The sequence below is a fragment of the Gilliamella sp. Choc6-1 genome (genome assembly GCF_001690385.1).
Taxonomy (GTDB): domain Bacteria; phylum Pseudomonadota; class Gammaproteobacteria; order Enterobacterales; family Orbaceae; genus Gilliamella; species Gilliamella apicola_A.
On the sequence record NZ_LZHI01000028.1, the window covers coordinates 1 to 25656 of the forward strand.

Sequence of the window (25656 nt, forward strand, 5' to 3'; positions counted from 1 at the left end):
GTATAGTATGTTCGGTTATTTGCCCATAAATTGACTAAGTTTTGAATCATTATCAAATTTTTTAAGCGATTGCCGTAATTTTCACTCCAACTTTCGGCAATATTGGCGGTGTCATCGGCGGTAAAACGGATAAACTGCCCACCATGAATCGATGGGTAGTAGTAGTTTGCAATTTGGGTTAATTGTGATTTTAGCCATGCGTTGTCTTCTTTGCTCGCTACTTCTTGCAGAAATTGCATTCGAAATGGTTCAAAAAAGGGGTAATAACGCCGATGCAATGCATTGGCAATGGTATTGCCAATATTGATTAGTTGTTTTGCCAGTACCGATGGTTTAAGGTCTGTAACAATATAAGCACAAATATAACGCTTTGACTCAAAACATTCGTTTGCTGCTTCAAAGCCAATTCTATCCAATATTGGGCTTTCTAAAAATTCATCGGGTTCGGCAAGTTTAACCAGTGTTGGGCAGACGCTTGGGTCATAATCTAAATCCGAACGTAAAACTTGCGTGAGTTTTTTTTCGCTAAATGGGTGGCCTTCACCAAATAGGTCTATTAACCCTTCTTTTGATAATGGTTCAACTGGGTTAAGGGCGACGATGTTATCAACCAATAAGTAACGATATTTAGATAAGTTGTTGGTATTATTTAATTCAAAAATCATTATTTCTTATATATTTCCTTTTTTCCATTTAAAGTAATATTTCTTTTTTATCCAATTTACTGTTGCTGATGTATTTTGAAATATTTTTAATAAAATAGTATTTAATATAAAAATGATGAGTATCGAATTTGTATAGCGATAGCTTGGAATTAATTAATAAGCCAAACCATAAAGGGAAAAAATAAAGTTTATTATGTATAAGAGTATTCAAATTAATCAATACAATGCTGCACAATGAGTGAAATCGATATATCAACAACTCTATTAACCTTACGCTTACTACTGACCTTATAATATTTCAATTATCAGCAATGATAATTAAAAACGCAAAAATTACACTTTTTTTACCTATTTTGCAATATTTACTTTTATTTAATATTTCGATTTAGTTTATTTATGGAAAGTATCTTTTATTAAAAATCTATAGCTTAAAGAAAACCACAAAGAAGAGGTATCCCGCTTTTTAATTAGATATAAGCAGGCTAAAATTGGTTAAATAGTGGGGAACTTGATTTTTTATAACCAGTGATTTTATCCAAGATATAATAGACTAAATGTTATTAATATTATCGCTTGGCTTTAATTTGTTTTATATTGTTTCGTATCAATTGTTAATATGCATAAAACCCTAATGTTTTTGAATAAAAGGATGAGTCTTTATCTTTATCCATTAGCACAATAATTGCCGTTGGTCTGTGTATTTGTTGCCTTAGTTTTGCTAAGCTCTGTTGGTCTAGTTGGGGGATGTCTTTTTTTATTTTTTCCCATTTTTTAAGGCTAATTCCAATACGACTTTGTTCCCATGCGTATTTATCACTATTAGTGCAGTACGGTATTATTTTGTCTTGTTCTTTATAAGCTAAATAGAGATTAACACTAGGTTCTGTTAAGCGGGTGGAGAGTTCAACTTCTTTATCCCATTCTTGACTTAGGTTGCCACGGCTATAACCGTCGTTAAACTTTAAGACACTTTGTTTGGCGATAGATGATTCGCTATATTTCCGTCCTGTTGCTTTATCATGCACTTCTTGTAAACCTGTTGGTGGTATTTTATCTTCACTATAGACTGACTCAATTAACAATCGTGCGTCTTCTGGCATTTTGATAACCTTTTGTTTGCGCAAAATGTTTTGGGTAAACCACAAATAGGCATGATCAGAATAGACGTAGCTAGTATTGCGGAAAGGTGCATCATCGAGCCAATCTTTATTAGGCTCTTCTTGCCAAGTTGGGGCTAGTATTGTTAATGTTGGTTTATCACGATCATCTTCAAGCTTAGTTTTATTAAACGGTTTGATATTGCCTTGGCTGTCACGAATATGACGTTGCAAGCGACCTGCGCGTTGAATGAGTAAATCAATCGGGGCTATATCGCTAATCATTTCGTCAAAATCAAGATCTAAGGATTGTTCAATCACTTGTGTGGCGATGATTACTTTTCCTGATCGAATCTGATGATTAGATGTTTTGCCTGCCCATTGCAAGGTTTTTTGTTCAATTTCGATTCGATCACAATAAGCAAAACGGCTATGGAATAGTAAAATAGCGTTGGTATCTAAATTTAATTCAAGTTGAAGTTGTTGATACAAAGTAATGGCATCACTGACACTGTTTTTGATCCAACAAATGATTTTTCCTTGTGCTAATGCTTGGTGTATTTTACTTATTCCTGCGTCGGTATTGCTGATCCAGTCAATATTTACCTGACGTTTAACTTCTTCTCTTGTGGCAATGGCTTGTTCAGTTAAACCTTGATGATTAAGTTGTGTCATTAGTGGAAAAGGTAAGGTTGGGTTTAACATTATACTTTGTTTATTGTTAGTTAATCCTCTATAAAAAGCATTAAGCAGTTTTTCACGTAAAAAATAAGGTAAGGTAGCCGTCAAAATTATAGCACTGCCACCTTGTAAAGCGTGATAATGTAATAAGACTTCCAATAATTTAACCACATAACTGTCATACGCATGGACTTCATCTAATATAAGCAATTTGTGTCGTAAACCTAATAAGCGTAATGATTGATGTTTAAATGGCATCACCGCCATTAAGGTTTGATCTAATGTACCGACACCAACTTCAGCTAATAAGGATTTTTTGCGCGTGTCGACAAACCATTCATTACATTCAGCGCTAATTGTTTGCTCACCTTTTGGGTAGTGTTGTTCGCTATTCTCGTCTCTGTTTAATATCGAATCAGTAAAGTTCGGGTTCATATCGCTGTTTCCATGGGATAAAACAAGAGAAGGATGACTATCCGGTTGATATAACTGTCCATATACACTTGCCATACGTTGATAAATCGCATTTGCAGTTGCTTGCGTTGGCAAGCCAATATAAATCCCCTGTGCTTTTTTTGCCGACATGAGTTTGTGCGCTAAGATCATCGATGCCTCGGTCTTGCCTGCTCCAGTCACATCTTCCATAATAAATAATTCCGCACCATGATCAGATAATTGACAAGAAAATGCTTGTTGTTGCAGTGGTGTTGGTTTTTCAATAAATGGAAATAAGGTTTTAATACTTGTGAAAGGTGCAATTGGTGATGATTTTGGTAAGGATGCTACGGCTTTTTCTGCCTGAATAATGGCATGGTTTTGCCAATATTGAGTGAGTGGCATTGCGTTTGAACAAAATGGGAAAAATTGTTTGTTAGATCCTAACCAATCACTAATAACTGTTAAGGCTGCAATTAGCCAACTAGTTTGTTTAAGCCTGTTGCGTATAGTTTGATCAAAAAAATAAGAAGGGTAGTGATTTAATTTATTATCAATAATAAATAGTTGATTAATCGCGTTGATATATTCAAGTGATGCTTGTTTGTCTTGTTTATTAAAAGATGAATTACCATTTGCACTAATCAATGGCGGCTTGCCATGATGCCCTGTCATAATGGGTAACCAGATATCAAAAAACAGGGTGATATCTCGATTATGGTTATCAAGCAGAATTTCTGTTTTATTTCTAAGAAATTCATTCCATAACCAAAAACCAAGTGAGTCATGTCTGGTTGTGTATTGTTTAGTTGGATCGGCGGCTACAAGCATTGGGTTATTATGCTTAAATAATTGCTGAAATCCATTAGCAAATTTGCCAATATCATGCCAAGATAAAAAATAGGCAAACCAAAGTGCGCTCTTTTCATTATCTTCTTGGGAGAAACCAATTTGTTCAAAAAGTTCAGCAGAATTGAAATAATTTTGTTTTACAATTTGATATCCACAAGCCGCTACATCTAAATTATGATAAGCAAGTAAATGATAACTATCGCTATCAGAACTTTGATGACATTTTCCCCAATATTGATAATACAGCTCACTCATTATACTTTTTATTCCTATATAACTTTTATTCGGTGTTACTTTTAAACGATAACGTATTGCAATATAAACTTTAATTAAATTAAGTTTTAACTTTTTATTAATCTAATTTTTGGGTATTAATTGGCTATTATTAATAAGACTCAATTTAAGTTATCTTATTTTAGATTATGCTTGATAAAAAGTTAAAAGTTAATCATGGTATATCAGTTGCTTAATATAGCGTTGTTTATGTAAAAATATAAAGCGGTTTTTTGCTAACATTTTTATTTAACATTAATTTTATCAATTAGGTTTTGCTCATTTAGTTGAAGTTTGGCAAAATAGAGCGAATTAAATAAGTAGAATTAATATTGTTTTTCGTGTTTATTAAGTAAATTAATAGGGTTATGCAATTAGTATTTGTGCAATATTATGTTTTAAACAGGGATTAAATTAGAGTGATTAATCGAATTAAACCAAAAATACAAGCGATACTCATCTTAAGTTGCATGAGTGGATTTGCTATTCTTTCTTCCCCTGTTTTCGCTAATGAAGAGCTAAAGCTTTTAAATAATATAGTACAACCAGTACAGCCGAGCGAAAAAATTTATTATAAAACAGTCTTTTCACTTTCAGGTCAACCAAAGTATCCTGATAATTTTCAACATGTTGATTATGTCAATCCTAATGCACCTAAAGGTGGCGTAATTAAAATGGCTGAAGTTGGGTCTTTTGATAATTTGAATCGCTATGCTAGCCGTGGGGCACCTGAACGAAACTCAGGCGCGTTATATGACACGCTTTTTACCAATACGGCTGATGATATTACCAGTTTTTATCCACTTATTGCGACGTCAATAACTTATTCTGATAGTTATCGTTGGGCAGAAATTACTATTAATTCCAACGCTCGTTTTCAAGATGGAAAAACAATAACTGCCCATGATGTTGAGTTTACCTTTCATAAATTTATGACTGAAGGTGTGCCTCAGTATCGTGTTTATAATAAAGGTATTACAGTTAAGGCAATAGATGATGAGCATGTGCGGGTTGATATTCCCGATTCCGATCGTGAAAAACTCCTTTCGTTTGTTGGTAGTATGCGCGTTATGCCTAAACATTTTTGGAAAGATCATGATCTTTCTGAACCATTAATTACGCCACCTATTGGTAGTGGTCCTTACTACATTAGTGATTATAAATTAGGGCAATATGTTGTTTATCGACGTAATCCAGATTATTGGGCGCGTGATTTACCCATTAATAAAGGCTTAGATAATTTTGACGAAAAACGCATTGATTATTATATGGATGATAATGTTTCACTAGAAGCCTTTAAAGCAGGTGAATATGATTTGCGTGCTGAAGATCAACCTAAAAACTGGTTTACTCAATATCAAGGTCGGTATTTTGATTCTAATTATATTATTAAACAAGAAAAACCAGTTCAAACAGCTACCGATACTCGGTGGCTTGCATTTAATTTACAAAAAGATCTATTTAAAGATATTAAAGTTCGTGAAGCAATTACCTTAGCATTTGATTTTGAATGGCTAAATCATGCCTTTTATTATGACAGTTACAAAAGACCTTATAGCTTTTTTGAAAATACCATTTATGCCGCAACTGGTACACCTAGCGAGCAAGAATTAAAATGGCTTAATGCCTATAAAGATATTATTCCAAAACGTGCTTTCGGTAATGCCTATTATTTGCCAAAAAGCGATGGTCAGGGCTTTAATCGTGATAATTTATTAAAGGCAGCTGAATTACTAAAACAAGCGGGCTGGGAAATTAAAGACGGTAAGCTGATTAACACTAAAACACATCAGCCATTTGAATTTGAACTAATCAGTTACCTTGGTAGTGATATTAAATATGCCATTCCCTTTCAACAAAATTTAGCGCGTTTGGGGATCACCATGAATATTACCTTACTAGATTCAGCACAACAATTACGACGTGTTCGTGAACGTGATTATGATATGGTTGCACGTGATTATTATGCCGTCAATTACCCAAACTCTAATTTGCAGATACTTTGGGGGAGCGAGTATCTTAATTCATCTTGGAACGCATCGGGTTTGCATAACAAGGCGATTGATGCCATTATTGCTGAAATCACCAAGCATGTGGATAATCAAGAAGAATTAGTCCCGTTAGGACGAGCGCTTGATCGTATTTTAACGCAAGAATATCCAATGATTCCAATGTGGTATAACAGTAAAACGTATTATGCATACTGGAATAAATTTGGGCAACCAGCTATACAACCGACTTATGCAATAGGTGTTGATAGCTGGTGGTATGATGCTAATAAAGCAGCTAGCCTGCCTAAAAATCGGGAACATTAATATGCTAAATTATCTTATTCGCCGCTTGTTGTTGATTATTCCAACATTGTTTGTGATTTTAACTATCAACTTTTTTATTGTACAAGTTGCGCCAGGTGGACCCGTTGATCAGGCGCTTGCTATGATTGAAAACGGACCGCAAGCAGGGCAAGGGCTATTGCCAGGGAGCGGTAGCTCATCTGCGTCAGTGCAGCAGTATAAAAATGAATCAAATTATCGAGGTTCACGTGGTCTTGATCCCCAAGTTGTCGCAATGATAGAAAAGCAGTACGGCTTTGATAAACCGATATTTGAACGTTATATCGAAACACTAAAGAAATATATATTATTTGATTTTGGTAATAGTTTCTTTAAAAGTGAATCAGTACTAGGTTTAATTGCCAAAAGTTTACCTGTTTCAATTTCATTGGGATTATGGAGTACTTTGATTGTTTATCTCATTTCAATCCCGTTAGGCATTCGCAAAGCAGTGAAAGATGGTTCTGCATTTGATTTTTGGTCAAGTACATTAATTATTATTGGCTATGCAATACCTGCTTTTTTATTGGCAGTTTTATTTATTGTATTATTTGCTGGTGGTAGTTATTGGGATATTTTTCCTCTACGTGGGCTAATATCAAACCATTTTGATCAACTCGATTTTTGGGGCAAAATAAAAGACTACGCATGGCACATCTGTTTACCTACTATCGCAATGGTCATTGGCGGTTTTGCATCACTCACCATGCTAACTAAAAATTCATTTTTAGATGAAATCCGCAAACAATATGTAATAACCGCACGTGCTAAAGGATTAAGTGAAAGAAAAATTTTATATAAACATGTTTTTCGCAATGCAACATTACTGATTGTATCGGGTTTTCCTGCGGCTTTTGTTGGTATTTTATTTACAGGTTCATTATTGATTGAAATTATCTTTTCGCTTAATGGACTTGGGCTATTGGGATATGAGGCAATTATACAACGTGATTACCCGGTGATTTTTGGTTCATTGTATATCTTTACATTAATCAGCCTTATTACTAAATTATTATCTGATTTATCTTATATGATGATTGACCCACGTATTGACTTTGAGGCTCGCAACTAATGACCACCCATTATTCTATTAATCAACAGCGTTGGCAACGATTTAAACAGAATCGTCGTGGTTATTACTCACTTTGGTTATTTATGATCTGTTTTGTGATTAGCTTATTTGCTGATTTTATTGTTAACGATAGCCCCATTTTTATTAAATATCAGGATAATTACTATTCGCCGATTTTTCATTTTTATCCAGAAACGGAATTTGGTGGACAATTAGCCACGCAAACTAACTTTCTTGATCCTGCTGTACAAAATAAAATAGAAGCTAATGGCTGGATTTTATGGGCGCCATTTCGTTATAGCTACAATACATTAATTTATGATACATCAAACACGTTTCCAACGCCGCCTTCGGCATCACATTGGTTAGGCACCACCGATGCAGGTTTCGATGTATTAGCCAATATTTTATATGGTTTTCGCATATCTATGTTTTTTGCGATTTTCTTGACGATTTTCACTTCAATTATTGGTGTCATTTTTGGGGCAATACAAGGCTATTATGGAGGTAAAATTGATCTAATCGGTCAACGTTTCATAGAAATATGGAGTGGGTTACCAGAGCTATTTGTTATTATTCTATTAGCTAGTATTTTACCGCTTAATTTTTGGTGGTTATTAGGTATTACCGTATTATTTGGTTGGATGGCTTTAGTAGGTGTAGTGCGTACTGAATTTTTGCGTACTTGCAATTTTGATTATATTCGTGCAGCTAAAGCAATGGGAGTTAGTGACACTAAAATTATGTTTCGTCATATCTTGCCTAATGCCATGGTGGCAACATTAACCTTTTTACCTTTTATACTTTGTGGCTCGATAACAACACTAACAGCGCTAGATTTTTTAGGTTTTGGTTTACCGATTGATTCGCCATCACTAGGACGATTATTACTACAAGGTAAAAACAATCTACAAGCTCCTTGGCTTGGCGTCAGTTCATTTTTAGTTATTGCAACTTTACTGTCACTGCTTATTTTTATTGGCGAAGCAGTAAGAGATGCATTTGATCCAAACAAAGGTGTGTATCAATGAGTTCTCCTTTATTATCCGTTCAGGATTTAAGTGTTGCATTTAAACGCAGTACGCATTTACTATCGCAAGTAGTAAGTAATATTAGTTTTGATATTAATGAGCAAGAAACACTTGCGTTAGTGGGGGAGTCAGGCTCAGGGAAAAGCATTACCGCATTATCAATTTTACGACTACTACGTAAAGAACAAGTTGTATACCCAACTGGCGATATTTTGTTTGAAGGAAAATCATTATTACATGCGCCAGATAAAGAACTTCGTAAAGTTCGTGGCAATGAAATTAGCATGATCTTCCAAGAACCGATGGTGTCATTAAATCCTTTACATACAGTTGAAAAGCAACTTTATGAAGTGCTGGCGTTACATCGAGGAATGAAGCGTAATCAAGCTCGTGGCGAAATTTTACAATACCTTGATCGTGTAGGCATTAGGGAACCAAAAAGTAAATTATCAGCTTATCCTCATCAACTATCTGGCGGCGAAAGGCAGCGAGTAATGATTGCTATGGCTATATTAACGCACCCTAAATTATTGATTGCTGATGAACCGACAACAGCACTTGATGTATCTGTTCAGGCGCAAATTATTCAGTTATTAAAAGAGTTAAAGAAAGAATTGAATATGAGCATGCTGTTTATTTCACATAATCTTGGTATTGTGAAAAAACTAGCTGATAAAGTAGCTGTTATGCAACAAGGCGAAATTGTTGAATACAATAATAAACAGCGTATTTTTTTACGCCCGCAGCATACCTACACACAAACATTATTGAATTCAGAGCCTAGTGGCGATCCAGTGTCACTGCCAGATACACCGGGTATACTACTTAATGTTAATCATCTTAATGTCGAGGTGATTACTCAAAAACGGCTATTTAGTAATAAAAAAAAGAAAATTATCGACAACGTTGGCTTTTCAGTGCACCAAGGTGAATCGCTTGGTATCGTTGGGGAATCAGGTTCAGGAAAAAGCACAACAGTGTTGGCTATTTTACGTCTGATAAACTCTCAAGGTGAAATCGTATTTGATAGTCATCCAATACAAAATTTAACGGGAAAAAAATTGTTACCATTTCGTAGTCGTATCCAAGTGGTGTTTCAAGATCCATTTTCTTCTCTTAATCCCCGTCTTAATGTTGAGCAAATTATTAGTGAAGGGTTAAAAACTCATAAAAAACTTAGCAAATCCGAACGTGAGCAAGCTGTAGTTGATATTATGCAAGAAGTTGGCTTAGATCCGCAAATTCGTTATCGTTATCCAACCGAGTTTTCAGGTGGGCAGCGTCAACGAATAGCCATTGCAAGAGCATTAATTTTGAAACCTGAGTTATTAATTTTAGATGAACCTACTTCATCTTTAGATCATACAATGCAACAGCAAATTTTAAATCTGCTTAAATCATTGCAAGAGAAGTATCAGTTAAGTTATATATTCATCAGTCATGATTTAGCTGTGGTTTGCTCAATGTGTCATCAAGTGATAGTCATGAAAGACGGTAAAGTTATTGAGCAAGGCTCGCATGATAAGATCTTTTTTGAACCAGAAAGTGAATATACTAAAACATTACTGTCATTTTTAGATAAGTCGTTTTTCTTAAAAGCAAAAAATAAAACATTTATTTATTCTGATAAGACCAATGAACAACAGGATAAAGATGATAAAAAACAGAAAAATAAAATAAATTGGGGTGATGCGCTGTTAATGCGTAAGGAATAAAGCAAATCAATAATGATGTGTTGATAACTGATTTAACCAAATAAATATATCGGAAAATTATGCAAAAAAAAATACTCTCTTTATTATTAATACCGTGTTTATCTTTGATTTCGTTAAATGCAATGGCATTATCATGTGGTGATAATGCCGATCAAAATACTGTTGAAGCAAACAATTATATTTTTCAACTATTTGATTATATTGATTTGCCTGTAAAAGGTATTAAGCAAGAAACCACAACGACAATCACAAAAGACGAAAATACAAATCAAACAATAGCAAATCATACATTGGATTATGACCCAAATGGACTAATTATACAAAGTCACTATGAACTTTATTCGGATAATAATAAGCAGCTGTATTCCGAACATTTGCAAAAGATTGATACAGGCTGGGAAAACATTATTGAAGATTTTGAAGATAAAACTAACAGCATCACTCAATTCACTACAGATACACAAGGTAAAATTATTCAGTCGCATCAAGTGAAAAAAGCTGTTAATTTTATTTTTATTCAAAACGATAGTTATCAATATGACAGCAACAATTGCTTGATTAATAAAAAGGTAAGATGGCAACTTAAAGAAACCGATATCAATGGTCAATATACTGATAAAGCTTTAAAAGGTAACTCTGTTTTTACTTATAACTATCAAGATCAAAAACTTTCTAAATTTGTCTCTCAATTTGGTAAGGATTTGAAAAGTGAAAGTGATTTTTTATACCAATATGATAATAATCACCGCTTAAGCGCAATACAGTCTTTTTACTCTTCATCTGGTAAAAGATCGATCCATTATGCAACTAATTTCTTAACCTTTAACGATAAAAACGATTGGTTAACAGCCAGTAAAGTAAGGAAAGATCAAAATAATAAACAGGCAAATATTATTAGAAAAGTGACTTATTATTAAATTTTCTAATTAATAAGCGTTATTTTAGGAATAACGCTCATTTCCATTTAGCCATAAAACAAACAGTTATACTCTAACAAACAAAATATAGATTGCATGTAAAGTCCAAGCCAATGCGATGCCATATGCTAGAAAGTTTTCGCGTTTAGGGGAGATTTTAAAATGGTGTAAAATGGTTAAAATCTGCTTCAATCCATACCAGATTGGTAATGAAATCATTAATAATAAAAAAACTTTGCCAAAGTCAGTATTTGCTAATTTTAAAATATAAGAACGGGTTCTAGCATCACCTAAAGGAATAATAAATCCCATGATAATAATTACAACTGGAACAAAAATAGCTGCCCATGTGCTACCTAAATTAAATAACCCTTGGATAATACGATTTCTTGAGCATTGCTTTTGTTTTTCTTGAATTTTCATTATTTAACCTACTTAACTTAATACCACTATAATTAACCATGCCGATCCCATTATTGTTATTAACCATAAGCTAGCAATAAGTAAAAAGGATTGAGGTTTACTTTTAAACATTAATAGGTTAGGCATCTGTTTAAACCACATTAAGCTATGCGCTAGCGCCAATAGTAACGCAACACTATTAAGTATAATCACAATGGGTTTTTGCAAAAAAAAGATGAATCGATAAAACTCATCTTGCCCAGCGGCATTAGTGTACATACAAATCACGCCATAGGTTAGAACAAAACTAACCCAAATCATCGAAAAGGGAGTTAACTTGATAAAGATTGAAAAAAACAAATGCATTTTGGTTTCTATGTGATTAGTGCTAGAGCTAGAAGGCGTATCTATGCTGCCTTGGTTATCTGTTAGTGGGTATTTATCGTCACCTTTTTGATTCATAACTTTCTCAACATTACATTTTATTTATCTGTGATCAGTAATTAAATGTCGTTTATAACGGTAGCGCTTATAGTTTGCAATTATAATGCTTACTTGACTTGAAATCACTAATACAAAGCTGATAATTATATAGATTTTAATAGGGTAATGTTACGCATTATGTGCTTCATCTTTTAAATTTTTTTTATGAAAATTAAATGTAAAAAAATTTAAAATGTATTATATTTATAACCTGTATGAATTATTAGCTGTAAGTATTTATTTGGAGTATTATAATTTGTCTACTTTATCTTTATTAGACGAAAAATGGATACCGGTTGTTCATTTTGATGGTCATATTAGTAAAATAAGTCCCTGCCAGTTAGTTGATGAAACCATTTCAGATTTAGCCTATTTCAGACCCGATTTTCAAGGTGCCGCTTATCAATTTCTTATCGGTTTGCTACAAACTACTTTTGCCCCAGACGATAATGATGAGTGGTATGAATATTGGGATAATGGTATTAAACAATCTCAATTAGACTCAGCTTTTAAACCTGCTGAGCTTGCTATGCAATTTGGGGCAGCTAAACCAGCTTTTATGCAAGACTTTAATAAGTTAAAAGGCAGTAAGGTATCGATAGCTGGCTTATTAGTTGAAGCGCCAGGTGAAAATGCATTAAAGAAAAATACCGATCACTTTATTAAACGTGATTTTGTTAAAGGACTCTGTCCGCACTGTGCGGTAATTGCGCTATTTACTTTACAAACTAATGCACCATCTGGTGGGGTTGGGCATCGTGTTAGTTTGCGTGGTGGTGGACCTATCACTACCTTAATAATGCCAGAATGTAATCAATCTACCCCATTATGGAAAAAATTATGGTTAAACGTTATACCATTAGATGACGAAGAAAAACCACAACAATTTGATGATTCGGTCTTCCCTTGGCTCAGTGCTACAAAAACCAGTGAAGCACCAGGAAATTTAAGTGTTTTTCCTGAACAAGCCAATTATTGTCAAGCCTACTGGGGGATGCCGCGTCGAATAGAGCTTGATTTTGAACAAACCGAACAAGGACAATGTGATCTTTGTGGAGCGGCTTCATCTACACTTATTACTCAATACCAAACTAAAAATTACGGTACTCAATATCAAAATTGGCGACATCCGTTAACTCCTTATCGGACTGACATCAAAACAGGTGCACCGATTGCTATAAAGGGGCAACCGGGTGGTTTAATATATCGAGATTGGTTAGGTATGGTCAGTATAAATGATAATATGCAATCAGCCAGAGTGATATCCACGCATTATAGTCGTAGATTACAATCGAGTGATAAATATCATTTATGGTGTTTTGGTTATGATTTTGACAATATGAAAGTACGTTGCTGGTATGAACATACTTTCCCTTTTTATCTTGATTTAGCTGATCCTGATTCTGATATCAAAGAATTAATTGAGCGGGCATTAGATCTTAGTAAAGATACCTTGCCGATATTGCGTAAGGCCATGACTAGTATAAAAAAAGAGTCAAGTTACTTAGATATTGCTTATTGGAAGGAAACAGAATTTCCATTCTATCAATTGGTCAAACAGCTTATTGCCGAAAAAGATAATCCAGAAGGTCGGCTACCTTTATTGAATAGTTGGGCAAAGACTTTGCTAACTTATATTACTCAAACTTATGATAAAGCCGCTTTTGGTGATCCTGATCAGACATTTAAATTTATTAAAGATAACAATAGCAACCAAAAGGTGTTTTGCCAAATTAGTGCGAGAGAAAGATTGCTCACAGATTTTAATAAACTTAAATATTTTAAAAAAATTAAAGAAAGCAAATAGTCTTGCTTGTAGAAATGGAGAACAATATGTCAAACAGCCTTATCCAAAAACCAATTGTACTTAATGAAAACCATAAAAAAATTATTGATGAATGGTTTTCGATGCTACAACAACGGCTATATAACTTCAACGGTGGCACTTATAATGGGCGAAAGCTTCGCTCAGAATTACGTCGATCATCGTCACTTTACGCAGTAATGTTACAAGAAGGCTATATGATTTTAGCTAATGCATTATTTAATGAAAGTAGTGCATTAGCCTCAAAACCGATTTATCACCAGGCATTGGCTCAATTTACGAGGGTTGCTGCATTTGCTGATGCAAATAATGGAAAGGGGACTTTTGCCGCACAACTAAGTGAAAGAGTTAAGAGTGGAGAACGTAATTTTTTATCTTGTTTGCGTTTTGAACAACTTTTAGCAAGTCAAACACCTGAAGAATTTTGCATTCGCTTAATTCGTGCTGTAAAAATGAGGGGTGAAAAAGGCGTAAATCTTTTTTCCCTGGCTGATGGCATCTTTTTATGGATGCAAGAGTGGCACGATCGTCAGCAAAATTTACTACGTAATACTGATCCATTTAAACGTCTTTCTGTTCGTTGGGCAATGGATTACAACTCAACTAAAAAACAATCTAAGGAATAACTATTATGAGTACATTTATTCAATTACATTTATTAACTGCTTATGCGCCTTCTAATCTGAATCGTGACGATTTAGGACGACCAAAAACGGCCAAAATGGGGAATAGTAATCGTTTACGTATTTCATCACAAAGTTTAAAAAGAGCATGGCGAACATCGGAATACTTTTATCAATCTTTAAGCGATAACATCGGTATTCGCTCTCGACGATTTGCAAGAGAATTGGTTTACAAACCGATGGTTGAACAGGGTGTTGTTGATAAAATAGCCAAAGAAAGTGCCATTAAAATAGCGGAGCAATTTGGTAAATTAAAAAAAGAGAAAACTCCAAAAGATCCATTGGATAATTTGGATATTGAACAATTGGTACATATTAGTAACGATGAACAACGAGCGATAGCTCAATTGGTTGAACAGCTGATCAACGAAAAAAGAGTACCAACTGATGACGAAGTAAAATTATTACGTAAACAAAATAGTAGTATTGATATTGCGCTATTTGGACGAATGTTAGCTGACAGCCCATCGTTTAGTGTGGAAGCTGCGTGCCAAGTTTCTCATGCTTTAGGTGTAAGTTCCGTTACCATTGAAGATGATTTTTTTACTGCTGTCGATGATTTAAACAACAAAGATGTAGATGCAGGATCGGCTCATTTAGGAGAGCGTGCTTTTGCTTCAGCACTCTTTTACACTTATATCTGTATAAGCCGTGATCTGCTACTTGAAAATTTAAATGGCGATGAAGCATTGGTTGAAAAAACACTTAAAGCCTTAACTGAATCTGCAACAAAAGTAGCACCATTGGGTTTGCAAAACAGCTTTGCATCTCGTGCTTATACTTCTTATTTACTCATTGAAAAAGGAACGCAGCAACCTAGATCGCTTGCTGTGGCTTATTTTAAAGCTATTTGTAGCGAAGATTTGGTTAACGACGCTATTACGCGTTTAGAACAACAACTGGATAAGTTTGATAAGGTATATGGTCAATGTGCTGATAGCCGATATGTGCTTAACACTGAAACAGGTACAGGAACCTTAACCGATGCATTAGATTTTGTTGTGCAAAAATAAGGAGCAGACAAGGTGATAAAACATCTTATTTTTCAAATTTATGCGCCTTTAACCTCGTGGGGAGAACATGCTGTTGGTGAAGTACGCCACAGCAATATTATTCCTTCCCGCTCTGCTTTATTGGGCTTAGCGTCGGCAGCATTAGGTATTCGGCGCGATGATAAGCATATCGAAACCTTTAATCGGCATTATCATTTTGCTATTCGCCCTTTTATTGCCAATAACAGTTGGTTCAGGGATTTTCATACTCTTCAGGCGCCAAGGGCTAATAAAAAAGAACCCCTTTATACCCGTTTTGATGAAATTCGCCGAAATCCGAAAGAGTTAGAAACTTTGCTTACGCATCGCGAATATTATAATGATGTTTATTATCAAATTGTAATGACTGAAACCGAAAAGGCACCTTATTGTGTTGAGCAAATACAGCAGGCATTATTAACGCCAGAATTTCCACTTTATATAGGCAGGAAAAATTCACCACTAGCGTTACCTTTATCGCCTGTTATCTATGAAGGTACGCTCAGCGATGCTTTTGTTTATGCAGATAAATATTATCGACAACATCATCACAACGATCCTGTTATTCGTGATTTAATCGAAAGCGTTGCTGATGAATACTATTGGGAACATGCCGATCAAGAGGCTAATTTTGATTTGATTAAAATTCAGCTTCGTCAAGATCAGCCGATTAATCGGCAGCGTTGGCAATTTGAAAATCGCCGACAGTATGTAGGATATTTAAAAAGGAGCGAATAGATGTATTTTTCCCGAGTTACCCTAAAGTTAGATCGGCTTTCTTATCCGATGCAACAAAAAATGCAATCTGCTGGTTCTTATGCACTTCATCAATGGTTATGGCAACTCTTCCCTAATCAAAATAAGCGTTCGTTTTTATTTCGCGAAGAGCAAACAAACAAAGGTCGACAGTATTATCTATTATCAAATGTTGCGCCACTAGCTGAGCACGAACTATTTTTTGTGGAAACAAAACCCTATTCGCCACAATTGACATCAGGATTAGAGTTAATTTTTTCCTTACGTGCTAATCCAGTTGTTGTTAAAAATGGTAAACGTTGTGATGTCATGATGAACGCTAAGTACATTGCTAAAGCTGAGGATAAGGAAAAAAATCTATCTAGTAATGATATAAAAATTTATCAAAATAAAGCTGCACTTGATTGGCTAATTCGGCAGGGAGAAAAACGTGGCTTTTCCTTAAAGCAAAACGACAATCAGACAATTAATTGTGCTATTACTAGCTATAACCTAAACCTTTTAAATAAGGCAAAAAATCTTAAGCCGATTAGGTATAGTAGTGTTGATTTTGAAGGAGTTTTAATTGTCACTGATCCTAAACTATTTTTGGAAACGCTTTATCAAGGCATTGGTAAAAGTAAAGGCTTTGGTTGTGGATTATTCTTGATAAAACGCTATCAATAGGGCATGTAATATGGTGTATGTTCCACTTAACCCTATCCCTTTAAAAAATAGAACATCAATGGTTTTTCTGCAATATGGACAAATTGATGTGTTAGACGGGGCGTTTGTTTTGATAGATCAAACCGGTATTAGAACTCATATTCCAGTGGGTTCTATTGCCTGTATTATGTTAGAGCCAGGTACAAGAGTATCACATGCTGCCGTAAAACTAGCGGCAACAGTGGGAACATTACTCGTTTGGGTGGGGGAAGCCGGCGTGAGGATGTATTCATCAGGTCAACCTGGTGGCGCGCGATCCGATAAATTACTTTACCAAGCAAAATTGGCACTAGATGATGATCTTCGCTTAAAAGTCGTTAAAAAGATGTTTGAATTACGATTTGGTGAACCGGCTCCTAGTCGACGCTCGATTGAGCAATTACGAGGGATTGAAGGTTCACGTGTGCGTGAAACCTATTCATTATTGGCAAAACGCTATCATGTAAAATGGTATGGACGAAAATATGATCCTAAAGATTGGCAAAAGGGGGATACGGTTAATCAATGCATAAGTGCAGCAACTTCTTGTTTATATGGTATAACTGAAGCGGCAATTTTAGCTGCTGGTTATGCGCCTGCAATTGGTTTTGTGCACAGCGGAAAGCCACTTTCTTTTGTATATGATATTGCCGATATAATCAAATTTGATACAGTAGTTCCTATCGCTTTTGAAATTGCAGCTAAAAACAAAATTGACCCTGATCGCCAAGTACGAATAGCTTGCCGTGAAATTTTTAGAAGTCAAAAAACATTGGCAACTTTAATTCCTCTAATTGAAGAAGTACTATCTGCAGGGGGGATTGAACCACCCCTTCCACCTGATGACATACAACCCCCTGCTATCCCCGAACCACAATCACTTGCTGATAGTGGTTTTAGGAGTTACTAACTATGAGTATGTGCGTTGTGGTTACCGAAAATGTACCACCTCGATTAAGAGGTCGTTTAGCTGTATGGTTATTAGAAATTAGAGCTGGTGTTTATATTGGTGATGTACCTCGCCCCATTCGGGAAATGATATGGCAGCAAATCATTGAACTAGCTGAAGAAGGCAATGTTGTCCTTGCGTGGGCAACAAATACCGAATCTGGATTTGATTTCCAAACTTATGGTACAAATAGAAGAGTTCCGGTAGATCTGGATGGGTTAAGATTAGTTTCTTTTTTACCTGTTTAAAATCAATAGGTTAAATTTTTTTAAAATTTTCAAAAACCTGGTAGAATTTATTCATTGCTATAACTCTAAATAAAACAAATAGCTACATTTGGAGTGTTCCCTGTATACACAGGGATAAACCGTAATTAGGTATATTATGAGTCAAAACCACAAACTTGTTCCCTGTTTACACAGGGATAAATTCTAAACAACATTAGTTAAAGTTGCTCTAAAATGGCAATAATTTGGCCTTGCAAACCTTAAAATTTTTAGTGCGGTTTTAGGTGTTTGAAATATTAATGCTATTTCTTTCTTCAATGCTTGAAATGCCTGAAATTAAAACCGCACAAAACATCGTTAGAGGTTGTCGTTTTGCTATTCTTAATAATAAACAAACCGTTGTTATTAATAGTCATGTCAACAAAGGGACATTATCTATTTTAGTTTTTAGTTATTTTATGACCAAAATTAATGCCTATTCTTTCAATGAAGTAATAGGTAAAAATGCTAATCAATAATGTTATCAACATGGATACAAGGCTATTTAATAAAAAGTTTCCGCTTTTCATTATTACGCCGTTTATTAGAAATAAAACAAGCCCATGTATTAGATAAAAACTGTAGCTTAATTTACCTAATGTTATGAAGATTTTTGATTTGAGTAGTCCAAATACACTATTGTTGCTTGCAATGAGAATAAATATTAGTCCTAATGCACTTTGAAATATTAACCCTGAATACCCAAATTGTAGTTTAAATACAGCAAAGAGGAAAAACACTAATATAAATAGTGAGGTAATAGGCGATTTGATAATACCTGATTTTAATGGAATTAAATAGTTATTAACAAATAAACTTGCTAGCATTCCAAAGAAGAAAGGTAAAAACAATCTAATGTCTTTTATTTTGCCAAGATTAAATAAAACAATTGTGATAGCTATCCCACAAAAAACAAATAAAATTGCCGTTAATTTTGTTCGAGTGAATATGCTTAAGATAGGTACACATGCGTAAAACTTCCATTCAATGGCTAATGTCCATAACACACCTGCAACAACTAATGATGTAGGTATTAATGCCGATATGGTTTTAATATTTGATAACCCAAATGTTGTCCATGATAAAAAGGCTTGTATCTCTTTTTTAAGTGTTGGAAACTCTGGAATCCCTGTTAAAAAAACTGTAATAAAAACTAGAGCAATAACAAAGTAATATAAAGGAGCGATTCTAAAAAAACGCTTAATAAAAAATTTTATGATGTTTATTTTTCCTTTATTTCTAAGCAATTGGTCAAAAAATAAGAACCCTGTAATCATAAAGAAAAAACTTACACCTAATCCTCCTAAAGATAGAAAACCTATTGCGATTTGTTCATTTAAGTTTTTATCAAAAATTAAAAGCGGTGTGTTGTTGATCCAACCGCCATCCACAAAAAAATACCGCCACGATAATAATGAATGAGATATAAATACAAAAATAGCAGAGATACCACGCAAACCGTCGATAGAGGTGTATTTATTCTCATCTTTGCTTACATTTTCTTTTATGCTTTTTGGTAATAGCAAGTTAAGTATAGCAATAAATAAAAATGGACTTAAAATTATTGCTAATAGGTCATAAAAATGAATGAAATCGTTCATTAACTTAAATCCTAATGATTTTTTAATTATTGTGTTTCTCTTAAATATGTGCAAATTTTATAAACGTTAAACACGGGTAAATTGCTCATATTTAGAAAGAGAGTAAATATTTAACTATTTTGTTAGTGCCAATTATGATACAGGTTTTGTATATATTATCTAGATATATAATTAATTCACTTAGTGGGATCTGATGAAAATTTTCCCATTTTTGATTTTTTTTCTATTCATTATTAAGCTGCTAATTGTGATAGGAGCTAATAAATTTGGTAAAAATAGCGTACAATATGCAATATTAACTGTGTGGTCATCATAAATAAGTTAGGAAATTAAGCATGACAGGTAAATTTATTGTCATCGAAGGTCTTGAGGGGGCAGGTAAAACCACGGCAATTAATACTGTTGCTCAAATTTTAAATAAACATAATATTTACGATTTACGATTTACGCGTGAACCGGGTGGTACACCAATTGCAGAAGCATTACGGAATATGATTAAAAATGGTTTGGATCATGAGCCTTTAACCGATAAAGCTGAACTTCTTATGCTATATGCAGCGCGTATTCAGTTAATTGATAATGTGATTAAACCGGCACTTGAAGTAGGTAAATGGGTTATTGGTGATCGGCATGATTTGTCGACGCAAGCTTATCAAGGCGGTGGCCGTCAATTAGATCAAGTTTTTATTGAAACATTAAAAGAACAAGTTTTAGGAAATTTTAAGCCTGATCTAACTTTATATCTGGATGTCGACCCCGAAGTTGGGTTAATACGTGCAAGGTCTCGTGGTGAACTTGATCGCATTGAACAGCAATCATTACCATTTTTTAAGCGAATTCGTCAGCGTTATTTAGAACTAGCCAAGCAAGATGAAGCTATTATTACTATTGATGCAACAAAACCAATCAATATGGTGACTGAGCAAATTGAACAAATTTTAACTTTATGGTTATCAACACAGGTTAATATTACATGATTTTAAATGACTATCCTTGGCTATTATTACCTTATCAGCAATTGGCCGATGGCATAATTCAAAATCGAGCTCATCATGCTTTGTTAATCCGTTATGTACAAGGTAGTGGTGAGGATGAACTTATCTATAAATTAGCTAGCCGTTTGTTATGTCAAGCTTCAGTAAATTTAGAGCCTTGTTTGAATTGTCATAGTTGTCAGTTGTTTTTATCACGTCATCATCCTGATTTTTACGTGATTTCTAATGAGTTGGGTAAGCCGTCGATTGGTATCGATCAAGTACGTAATATTTCAAGTAAGATTTATGAAAAATCACAGCAGGGGGGCAATAAAGTTATTTGGGTGAAATATGCTGCTTCAATGACAGAAGCGGCTGCTAATGCATTGCTAAAAACTTTAGAAGAACCTCCTGAAAATACCTATTTTATTTTAAGTGATGAGCATAATAGCAATTTGTTACCAACGATTCGTAGTCGTTGTTTTTCCTATTTTTTACCCATTCCGACACTTGAACAATCTATGGAGTGGGTGAAAAAACAGCACAGTCAGCCATATAGTGATAATGAACTTGCCTGTGCACTATTATTGAGCGAAAATGCGCCATTATCAGCAGTTGCTTTATTAGCCCCCGAAAAGTGGCAACAACGAAAAACATTTTGCGAAAATTTGTTAAAGTTATTACCTGAAAATGATTATTGGTTTTTGGCAGATACTTTTGAGCATGAGCAATTTGTTGAGCGTGTTATTTGGTTTTGTGCTTTGTTAAGTGATGCGTTAAAGGCTAAACAAAGAGCTGGGCGATTTATTGTTAATCGTGATCAAGTACCTTTAGTTAGATTGCTTGCAACATTAAGTAATGAAAAGATTAATGCGCTTTATGATCTGTGGTTACAGGCTAGACGCCAATTACTTTCAGTAACAGGGTTAAATAAAGAATTAATTATTTATAATGTTCTTGCCCAATCAGAGTTAATTAATTGTCAATAGACTAATTAAAATGGTGTAGAATTTTCAGTTTTAGGCATACTTTGATGTAAAAGGATTGTAGTGAGTGAGTTATTTATCTATTGAATTTGGTTTGCTCTTTATCGCTTTTTTCGGGTTATATTGGGGATGCCGGTTGACCCCAAAATTACAAAATCATTTATTATTAATATCTAGTTATCTAATCGTTTGTAGTTACAGTTGGCAATTTGCATTTATTCTTTTTGCTTATACATGTGTGATATATTGTTTTTCAGTTATGATCACTCGTTCAAGGCGTTATGCAAAGCATTGGTTGTTTTTGGGGCTATGCTTATCCATAATTAATTTAGCTTTATTCAAATATTTTGATTTTTTCCGTTCAGAGTTACAGGCATTACTCAATTTATTAAATTTACCTATTTTATTACCTGTTTTGACTGTTTTTATTCCCATAGGTATTTCGTTTTACACATTCCATTCAATAAGTTATTTAGTTTCAATAAAAAAAAGGGAACTGCCGATTGTTAAATTTTGGGATTTTGCTCTATTTTTATCTTTTTTCCCAAGTATTATTGCTGGCCCTATAAACCGTGCTAAAGATTTTTTACCTCAAATTTCGGTAAATCAGCCTAGAGAAATTTTAGAGCCTTATAGAGCATTTACATTGATTATCTTGTCTGTAATTAAGGTGTATTGTTTAGGTGGGCTTATCTGTGAGGAATGGGTTAACCCGATTTTTGCTAATCCTTTAGAATTTAGTGTTCTTGATTTGCTGGTTGGTCTTTATGGTTATGCAATACAAATTTATTTAAATTTTTCTGGTTATACTGATTTAGTGACCGGTATTGCGCTATTATTAGGTTTTCGTTTACCCATTAATTTCAATTTTCCCTATTTGGCATTGAATTTAAGAGATTTTTGGGGACGCTGGCATATTAGTTTATCTCATTGGATTCGTGATTATATTTATATTCCACTTGGTGGTAGCCGCCGTGGCTTGGCTAGAACACAAATTAATGTTATGTTAGCCATGTTGTTGTCTGGATTATGGCATGGTGCGGGGGCTAATTTTATTATCTGGGGCGCATGTCATGGTTTTGGTATTATTGTACTTAACCTTGGTGATCACTTTTTAGGTAGAGGGTGGATAACAGCACGTTCCCCAATTATTGCACGATTATTGACGTGGCATTATATTTGTTTTACTTGGCTATTTTTTCATTGTGAAAGTTTATCGGACGCAATGGATTATTTAACAGCACTAACACATAACTTTTTGATTGAGCCACATTATGCTATTGCTTTTTTAGTTATAGCTTTTATCTATTTTTTATATCCAGTTTGCAAAAACTTTCCTGACTGGTTTGTTAGGCAACTTTATAAAATATCTAAAGTTTTTTTACCATTTGTGTTTGTTTTTATTTTATGGGCGGTTATTTATTGTGCTCCTTCCGGTATGCCACAGTTTATTTATGCTAGTTTTTAATTATGATGATATATAAAAAAACATTTTCAGAAAACAAAGTAAAATCTGAATCGGACTTAAAACGACAATGTTATAGAGCGCTGAATAAAGGTGTGCCGGCTAAATCATCCCATAATACAAGAAAGAAAACTAATCATCTTGATAATAATCCTTTGTCTGCTCGCTATGTATTGGTGCTATTATTTATTATTGCAATCTCATTAATGGCAATATATTACAAATCAATACTAATTTATTGGCAACAAACCTATCATACAGATCTTTTTGATTCTGGAAAAATCTTTGTTCAAGATAATTTAGTTGAAGAGCAGGTAGGAGCGACTCAGAAGCATTTAATTAAGTTTAAAGCATTGCCAATTGTTGATATGGGAAATTTTGCTTTTCCTAAGGAATCTCTTCCCTCATTTTTGAAAAGCAAACTATTATCACATGAAGCTATACAAATCGCAGTTACGGCTCCAGATCAGAGTGAAAAGCGCAATAATCAAGAAAAAACAAAAGTAGTTGTCTATCCAGATTTGCCACGCGTTAAAAATTATATTGAACATAATGAGCGTGTTTTGCCTCTATCACTTGGTGAGCGATCAGAAGTGGATCAAGTAGAGCATTCAGAAAATTTAGTGACTTTGCCTATTGTGTTGTCTAAAAATGATAAAGTATTTTTAGCTGGTGATTCTTTAATGCAAGGTGTTGCGCCTTATGTTAAAAAAATGCTATTTAAGGAGTATAGTATAGAAAGCCTTGATTTAAGTAAGCAAAGTACTGGGCTTGCTTATCCAAAGGCTTTTAATTGGCCACATACCATTAATGAATATTTAGCTGCTGATCCTTCTATTAAATTATTGATTATTTTTTTAGGTCCTAATGATCCTTGGGATTTTCCGGTTAAAGGATATACCAAGTATGCTAAGTTTAAATCTGAACTGTGGGAAGAACACTATCGTTTACGTATAGGAACTATTTTTGAGAGTGCTAAAAAACATAATGTGCAAGTGCTTTGGCTTGCACCTCCTTGTATGCGTAAATCAAAATTAAATGATGGAATGATTTATTTGAGTAGTTTATATGAATCAGAAGTCGAAAAAGCTAGGCAATATTTCTTAAAAACTAATATGTTATTGGGTTGTACTTACCAAGAGTTCAGTAGTTTCATTGAAATGGGTAAAGAAAAAATTAAAGTAAGATCCGATGATGGTATTCATTTTACGTCAACAGGTCAAAAGATTTTGGCTAAAGCTATTATTAAACTAATTACTTTTAGCGAATTAGAGGGTTCTCACATTGATTAAATCTATAAGGTATATTATTCCAGTTTTTACGATAGTAATCACTGCCTGTTGTTGTATGGCTGAAAGTAAAACCAAGATTGTATCAGGCATTGTTGATTTTGGTGATCCAAATGCTGAGCAATTTGCGAGTCGATTAAAATCGTTGAGCATTAACCAACATACTGAACAAGTTGTAAAAATTACTCAATTTGGTGATTCGCATACTGCTGCTGATTTTTTTACTGGTGAATTTAGAACATTAATGCAAGCTGAATATGGTGATGCTGGTATTGGTTGGGTAACACCTGTATTTATTAAAGGTCAAAATCATATTGGCGTAAGTTGGGAATCAACAAATTGGGAAGTATTAAGCAGTAGAGCTTTGAGTGATATTGATTTTCCTATGGGTGGGTTTATTGCAAAGCCTATTAAAAATAACGCTAAAATTCAAATTAGACCAAAAGTATTAGATAATAAAATCTGGCAAGTTAAATTGACATTTAAAATGGTTAAAAATACACCTAATCCGCTTGTAGTTTATGATGATAATAATCATAAAATTTATTTAAGTACTATTCCTAAAGCCAATGTTTGGCAAACAACTTCTTTTAAATCTAAATTACCTATTGAGATTAATGGAAATGAAAATACTGAAATAGGTGGTATTTGGTTAACTCGCTATCGGCAGTCAGGTGTCGTTGTTTCTGCTATAGGAACAAATGGTGCTAAACAGGCAATATGGCAAAAATGGAGCCCAAATTGGTTTAAAGAATTAGCGTTATCCCAAAGTGATTTGGTTATTCTTGAGTATGGTACAAATGAGAGCTTTGATGAAACATTAGATGTTAATGAGTATCGAAGTAATTTAGTTAAAAATATTCGTCAAATACGTAAATTATTGCCAAAAGCAGCTGTATTGCTTATCTCTCCACCAGATACAATGGTTAATAAAAAGCAGATACCTAAATTATTTTCGACGATTAAAAATATTCAAAAGCAGGTAGCAAGATCCGAAAAAACATTGTTTTGGGACTGGCAAGCTGCGATGGGTGGGCGATATTCTGTGAAAAAATGGTTGGCTCAAGGATTAGCACGTCCAGATTTAGTACATCAGACTTTACAAGGTTATAAAGAAAGTGCCAAAATCTTTTATACTGATTTAAATGAATTTGTTAGAAAAAAATAGGCTATTAATTTTTATAAAAGGAA

At 34.1% G+C, this 25656-nt stretch carries 21 protein-coding genes and 1 pseudogene; 17 read left to right on the forward strand and 5 right to left on the reverse strand.

Annotation, left to right across the window (positions count from 1 at the left end):
- Positions 1-665: pseudogene (locus tag A9G36_RS03510) on the reverse strand (hypothetical protein); the annotation flags it as partial.
- Between the two features lie 611 nt (positions 666-1276).
- Entirely contained in the window at positions 1277-3985 is a 2709-nt protein-coding gene (locus A9G36_RS03515) for a CRISPR-associated helicase/endonuclease Cas3 (RefSeq protein WP_065585404.1), read from the reverse strand.
- 488 nt (positions 3986-4473) lie between these two features.
- Between A9G36_RS03515 and A9G36_RS03520 the strand changes: the two genes are divergently transcribed.
- Genes A9G36_RS03520 through A9G36_RS03540 form a run of 5 tightly spaced genes read left to right on the forward strand, consistent with a single transcriptional unit; the run spans position 4474 to position 11071 of the window.
- Positions 4474-6318, forward strand: a complete 1845-nt coding sequence (locus A9G36_RS03520; protein ID WP_065574203.1) for an extracellular solute-binding protein — start codon at positions 4474-4476, stop codon at positions 6316-6318.
- A 1-nt stretch (position 6319) separates the two neighbouring features.
- Positions 6320-7408: a microcin C ABC transporter permease YejB gene (locus A9G36_RS03525; protein ID WP_065585405.1), complete on the forward strand. Its 1089-nt coding sequence runs from the start codon at positions 6320-6322 to the stop codon at positions 7406-7408.
- On the forward strand, positions 7408-8439 hold the full coding sequence (locus tag A9G36_RS03530) for an ABC transporter permease (protein WP_065585406.1): 1032 nt from the start codon (positions 7408-7410) through the stop codon (positions 8437-8439). Before A9G36_RS03525 ends, A9G36_RS03530 begins: the two co-directional genes overlap by 1 nt.
- Entirely contained in the window at positions 8436-10154 is a 1719-nt protein-coding gene (yejF, locus tag A9G36_RS03535; protein ID WP_065585407.1) for a microcin C ABC transporter ATP-binding protein YejF, read from the forward strand. The genes A9G36_RS03530 and yejF overlap by 4 nt, the downstream gene beginning before the upstream one ends.
- Positions 10155-10213: 59 nt before the next feature.
- Entirely contained in the window at positions 10214-11071 is an 858-nt protein-coding gene (locus A9G36_RS03540) for a hypothetical protein (RefSeq protein WP_065568549.1), read from the forward strand.
- Positions 11072-11137: 66 nt separating this feature from the next.
- On the opposite strand, the gene frdD is transcribed toward A9G36_RS03540, so the two are convergent.
- Together frdD and A9G36_RS03550 are read right to left on the reverse strand one after the other, a co-directional pair.
- Positions 11138-11494 carry a fumarate reductase subunit FrdD gene (frdD, locus tag A9G36_RS03545; protein WP_051825096.1) on the reverse strand — a complete coding sequence of 119 codons (357 nt, stop codon included), beginning with the start codon at positions 11492-11494 and terminating at the stop codon, positions 11138-11140.
- Between the two features lie 12 nt (positions 11495-11506).
- Entirely contained in the window at positions 11507-11935 is a 429-nt protein-coding gene (locus A9G36_RS03550) for a hypothetical protein (RefSeq protein WP_065574165.1), read from the reverse strand.
- Positions 11936-12212: 277 nt separating this feature from the next.
- Between A9G36_RS03550 and casA the strand changes: the two genes are divergently transcribed.
- Genes casA through cas2e form a run of 7 tightly spaced genes read left to right on the forward strand, consistent with a single transcriptional unit; the run spans position 12213 to position 18132 of the window.
- A complete protein-coding gene (gene casA / locus A9G36_RS03555; protein ID WP_065574204.1) occupies positions 12213-13763 on the forward strand; it encodes a type I-E CRISPR-associated protein Cse1/CasA in 1551 nt (516 codons plus the stop codon).
- Positions 13764-13789: 26 nt separating this feature from the next.
- Positions 13790-14407 (forward strand): type I-E CRISPR-associated protein Cse2/CasB, encoded by a 618-nt coding sequence (gene casB, locus A9G36_RS03560; protein WP_176701010.1) that lies wholly within the window; start codon positions 13790-13792, stop codon positions 14405-14407.
- Between the two features lie 5 nt (positions 14408-14412).
- Positions 14413-15477 carry a type I-E CRISPR-associated protein Cas7/Cse4/CasC gene (gene cas7e, locus A9G36_RS03565; protein ID WP_065585408.1) on the forward strand — a complete coding sequence of 355 codons (1065 nt, stop codon included), beginning with the start codon at positions 14413-14415 and terminating at the stop codon, positions 15475-15477.
- Positions 15478-15489: 12 nt separating this feature from the next.
- Complete coding sequence (gene cas5e, locus A9G36_RS03570) at positions 15490-16233, forward strand: type I-E CRISPR-associated protein Cas5/CasD (RefSeq protein ID WP_065574166.1); 744 nt, start codon at positions 15490-15492, stop codon at positions 16231-16233.
- Positions 16234-16917, forward strand: a complete 684-nt coding sequence (cas6e, locus tag A9G36_RS03575) for a type I-E CRISPR-associated protein Cas6/Cse3/CasE (RefSeq protein WP_065568552.1) — start codon at positions 16234-16236, stop codon at positions 16915-16917.
- A gap of 10 nt (positions 16918-16927) precedes the next feature.
- Positions 16928-17845 (forward strand): type I-E CRISPR-associated endonuclease Cas1e, encoded by a 918-nt coding sequence (cas1e, locus tag A9G36_RS03580; RefSeq protein WP_065568553.1) that lies wholly within the window; start codon positions 16928-16930, stop codon positions 17843-17845.
- Positions 17846-17847: 2 nt separating this feature from the next.
- Entirely contained in the window at positions 17848-18132 is a 285-nt protein-coding gene (gene cas2e, locus A9G36_RS03585) for a type I-E CRISPR-associated endoribonuclease Cas2e (protein ID WP_034944488.1), read from the forward strand.
- 419 nt (positions 18133-18551) lie between these two features.
- On the opposite strand, the gene A9G36_RS03590 is transcribed toward cas2e, so the two are convergent.
- Positions 18552-19751, reverse strand: coding sequence for an acyltransferase family protein (locus A9G36_RS03590; protein ID WP_034944485.1), 1200 nt, complete (start codon positions 19749-19751; stop codon positions 18552-18554).
- 335 nt (positions 19752-20086) lie between these two features.
- Between A9G36_RS03590 and tmk the strand changes: the two genes are divergently transcribed.
- The 5 genes from tmk (at position 20087) to A9G36_RS03615 (ending at position 25633) form a co-directional block, all read left to right on the forward strand.
- Positions 20087-20728 (forward strand): dTMP kinase, encoded by a 642-nt coding sequence (gene tmk / locus A9G36_RS03595; RefSeq protein ID WP_034944483.1) that lies wholly within the window; start codon positions 20087-20089, stop codon positions 20726-20728.
- Positions 20725-21714: a DNA polymerase III subunit delta' gene (gene holB / locus A9G36_RS03600; RefSeq protein ID WP_065568554.1), complete on the forward strand. Its 990-nt coding sequence runs from the start codon at positions 20725-20727 to the stop codon at positions 21712-21714. The genes tmk and holB overlap by 4 nt, the downstream gene beginning before the upstream one ends.
- Before the next feature lie 64 nt (positions 21715-21778).
- Positions 21779-23179, forward strand: a complete 1401-nt coding sequence (locus A9G36_RS03605) for an MBOAT family O-acyltransferase (protein WP_065568555.1) — start codon at positions 21779-21781, stop codon at positions 23177-23179.
- A 2-nt stretch (positions 23180-23181) separates the two neighbouring features.
- The gene (locus A9G36_RS03610) at positions 23182-24468 is read left to right on the forward strand and encodes an SGNH/GDSL hydrolase family protein (protein WP_065568556.1); all 1287 of its coding nucleotides are present in this window, start codon (positions 23182-23184) and stop codon (positions 24466-24468) included.
- A 55-nt stretch (positions 24469-24523) separates the two neighbouring features.
- Complete coding sequence (locus A9G36_RS03615) at positions 24524-25633, forward strand: GDSL-type esterase/lipase family protein (protein ID WP_141670300.1); 1110 nt, start codon at positions 24524-24526, stop codon at positions 25631-25633.
- The last annotated feature ends 23 nt before the right edge of the window (positions 25634-25656 follow it).